General features: G+C 30.2%; 3 protein-coding genes. All 3 read right to left on the bottom strand.

All coding sequences use genetic code 11. The features are described from left to right. Positions 1 to 163: 163 nt before the first annotated feature. Genes gapS4b through HMPREF0083_RS17970 form a run of 3 tightly spaced genes read right to left on the bottom strand, consistent with a single transcriptional unit; the run spans position 164 to position 3334 of the window. On the bottom strand, positions 164 to 1321 hold the full coding sequence (gapS4b, locus tag HMPREF0083_RS17980) for a GapS4b family protein (RefSeq protein ID WP_021623071.1): 1158 nt from the start codon (positions 1319 to 1321) through the stop codon (positions 164 to 166). Position 1322: 1 nt separating this feature from the next. After that, positions 1323 to 2270 (bottom strand): GapS4a family protein, encoded by a 948-nt coding sequence (gene gapS4a, locus HMPREF0083_RS17975; protein WP_021623070.1) that lies wholly within the window; start codon positions 2268 to 2270, stop codon positions 1323 to 1325. 14 nt (positions 2271 to 2284) lie between these two features. Next, complete coding sequence (locus tag HMPREF0083_RS17970; RefSeq protein WP_040303573.1) at positions 2285 to 3334, bottom strand: nucleoid-associated protein; 1050 nt, start codon at positions 3332 to 3334, stop codon at positions 2285 to 2287. Positions 3335 to 3442: the final 108 nt, after the last annotated feature.

Raw genomic sequence — 3442 nt, 5'->3', positions numbered from 1 at the left:
GCAAAATCCGCTGATGCCAATACGATGCCCAGCCTTCGTTTCATAAAGCTGCTTAAAATAACTAAGTTTTATGTACCTGTATCCAAATTTGCATTTTATAACCTTTAATGTTACTTTTCATCTTTTTTATTTAAAGACTTGGCTCTAAGTTTAGCTTTCAACTTTAGGCTTGGTATTTTTTAGGCTTAGGTTTACTCTGAGGCTTTATTAACTCATACTTATGCGTCTTATAAAGTTCAAATTTGCTAAGTAAAAACCCTTCAACTTTTTTCTTGGGTTTATTAGACTCAAAATTTAACTTTGTAATTTTAAACTCAAATTCTGAGTTCCCATCCGGCAAATGGGAACGAGATAAAAAACCATACTCTATCGTACAACTTCCTTTAGATGCAAAAGAGCTAAAATCATATACAGCCTCAATACTTGCAATAATAAGACAATCATGATATTTAGGTTCTGTCAAAAAAACCGCATCATGTAACTTTTCTCCTTTTAGTATTAAATTCCTTACTTTATTCTCCATCCATTTTATGTCTTCAGGTAACACCTTAGATGTATCTAAGCTAATTTCAACATTCGTAATTTCTTTGAAAGAAAATATATCATAAGGATCTTCACTATGTAGACTTAACAAAAATTCTACCCGTTCTTTATTGCTGAATTCTCCAAATAATATCTTTTTCATCGTATCATCACGACGTATATAATTATTTTGTTTTCCTACTTTAACAATATGCTTAATGATATGGTCGTTGAGTTCCTTAGTTTCAACAGCCGTATATTCCATAATCATTTTTAGTTTTTTCTTCTCTTCATCTCTCTTTAAAATTACCTTTCCTTCATGCCTACTTTTATTAGTTGACCAATCTCTAGTTGGGTTATCTCGATCAATAGTATATTCTAAGATCAGCTCATCTTTATCCTCTACATAAGTAAATTTGTTTCTCTTACTACTTAAATGATAATTTGTAGACCTTCTAGGCATAAAATCAGAAAAGGGAATTTGTTCCTTCTTTAATGCATCAAATAATGTACAGTCTGATTCCCATGCTACTTCTCTTGTAATTATCTTTTTGTTATTTTCTTTAATTCTCTGTCTACTTCTTAAAAACTCAAACTCATCAGGACTTAACAAGCATGTTGCTAATAAAGGTACAGTGTGCTTTTTATGGGTGCTGCTTATGAAAATACCCTTTTGAGCTAAAAGTTTTTTCAAATCGTTTTCTGTTAAAAATGACGATGCTATTAATGGACGAATTTTTTCCCCATAAGGTAAGATACTATCAAAGTCCAGCTTGGAATTGTTCGTACTCTCAGTCATACTACTCTTCTCCTAACGTTTGTAAATCAAGCGAAAAGGACTTCACCATTACTTTTTCACGAAAATTCCCATCGGCAAAAAGTTGCTTCACGTTGCTAACAATATTACTATGCTCAAGGTCATTATAGTCCGGGAATAATATTATCTTTTTGTCACCCCATCCCTCAGTTAAAAAGTGAGATAATCCTATTAATCTTTTTAATCTCCATTCATCAAATTCTTCATTAACAAATAACAGTAATGTTCCTCCTTTATCCTGTTCATCTATCCTGATAGGTAGGATAGATGAATTAATATATTGAACAGGAAGTATTCGACCACTAGAATTTTTTTTCAAAATATCAGCGTTGTTGTATCCTGTTGATGGATAGACAAATCTAAAATTTTCACTGTACTTACTTGTAACGTAATTAATGACCTTTAGTAGAAAATTTGCTCTTTTATTATCCACCAGATAAACTGGTCCGTATTCTATCTCTTGTCCGAGTCTAAAATCACTTATTTTTTCAATAATCCCTTCATCCTTATCATCTTGATGATTAGATAACCAAAATATGACGCCACTAACGTTAAACCTAGCTTCATAAAGACTTGGATTAATTGATTGATTACCATACTCATTATCATGAGGAAAACATTCTAGTGTTTTTGCTATATCAATTAAATATTCTTTAAATTGATTTGTTGGCTTAGCAGGATATTTATTTGTTGTATGTTTGACTGAAATAAGAATATCCTCTTGAGTATTATTACAAAGTGGACACTCATAGGAAAATAAATAATCTATCCCATGTGTCTTCCTTTCGTTTTTACCATTTTTATGCTTTTCCCCTTCGCAACAATCAATGTCAACCCCTTTTCTCAGATCTACCCATCCAATTAATTTCAATATCTTATTTACGATTTTCTCGCCAAATTCTCCTGAACTTTTTGATTTTTCTCCAGGCATAATTCTCTCCTCCGTTATTGCTCATGATCAAAATATATTTTGTAATAGTGCTTTTTTAATTTCTCATCGAATCCCTTTTCTAATACTGGGAACTGTATATCTTCCATACTGCCTTTAATTTTTATCTCAATCCTATTATCAAGTTTTATGGTATTCTTAATATTTTTTCTCGCTTTTTGAACGGCTTCCGGGTTAATACAAAACGCTTCTTTTGTCTCAATTCGATTATCATATTCATAATTTTCTTTGTAGCTTTTAAACTCACTAATAATTTCTCTATCAACTATTACCTTCTCAGCGAATTTATCAAAGTCGAAGTTTTCATTATTAGAGAAATATGAAATAGCCTTACTTTTAAGTCTAAGTTTCTCTTCTTTATTATGATTGTTATAGTTTTGTTCACAAAACTTATCATAAATCCTTAAATATGTTTCTGTATGGAATTTATCATCTTCAACATTTCTTAAATTAAGGAATTTCTCTTTCCAATATTGAGCCTGTTCATTATTCGTTGAATCTACAATATCTACTCTAAACCCGGTTTCTGCCTCCATGTTATATACTATACATCCCTTATCCAGCTTTCTAATATCAATGCCTTTTTCACAATAAACATTAAAACCTTTATTTTTTTCCAATATCTTTAAATAAGTATCCTTATTTTCTGATTTGAATATCCCAATAGCATCCACTTTTACATTATTAATTAAACAATTGGAGAAATAAGCCATATAAAATTCCCCACTTTTAATATGCGGATGAGTAGAATTATTATATAAATGCTTTAAAATATTTGTAGCTTGTTCACAAAATTGATCACTATCATTAAATGCCACTTTTAAGTATGTATAAACTTCATTCAAGTTAATATCTGTTTCATGAAAAAATCTATACGATGGAGTTGCCTTAAAGGGGGTGAGAAAATATTTTAAAAGCGTCTCTCTCACATATATGTCATCTATTTGAGGTGTATTATTCGAAATAATATACCCTTCATTTCTCATTTTATTTCCAACTTTATGTATTACTAAATTGTTTAATATAATATCTGTAAAGTCGATCATATTTATTAGCCACCATCTTTTATTAGTATGTATTTTCCCAAAACAAAAATACAGGTAGTTAAATAATACCATATTGTTTGTGGCAATCTAAAAATGTAGCGTTTGGCA

Origin of the sequence: Aneurinibacillus aneurinilyticus ATCC 12856 (assembly GCF_000466385.1) — a bacterium.
Lineage (GTDB): Bacteria > Bacillota > Bacilli > Aneurinibacillales > Aneurinibacillaceae > Aneurinibacillus > Aneurinibacillus aneurinilyticus.
Note: the sequence above shows the minus strand (reverse complement) of the source record. Positions and strands in the feature narration are given on the sequence as shown.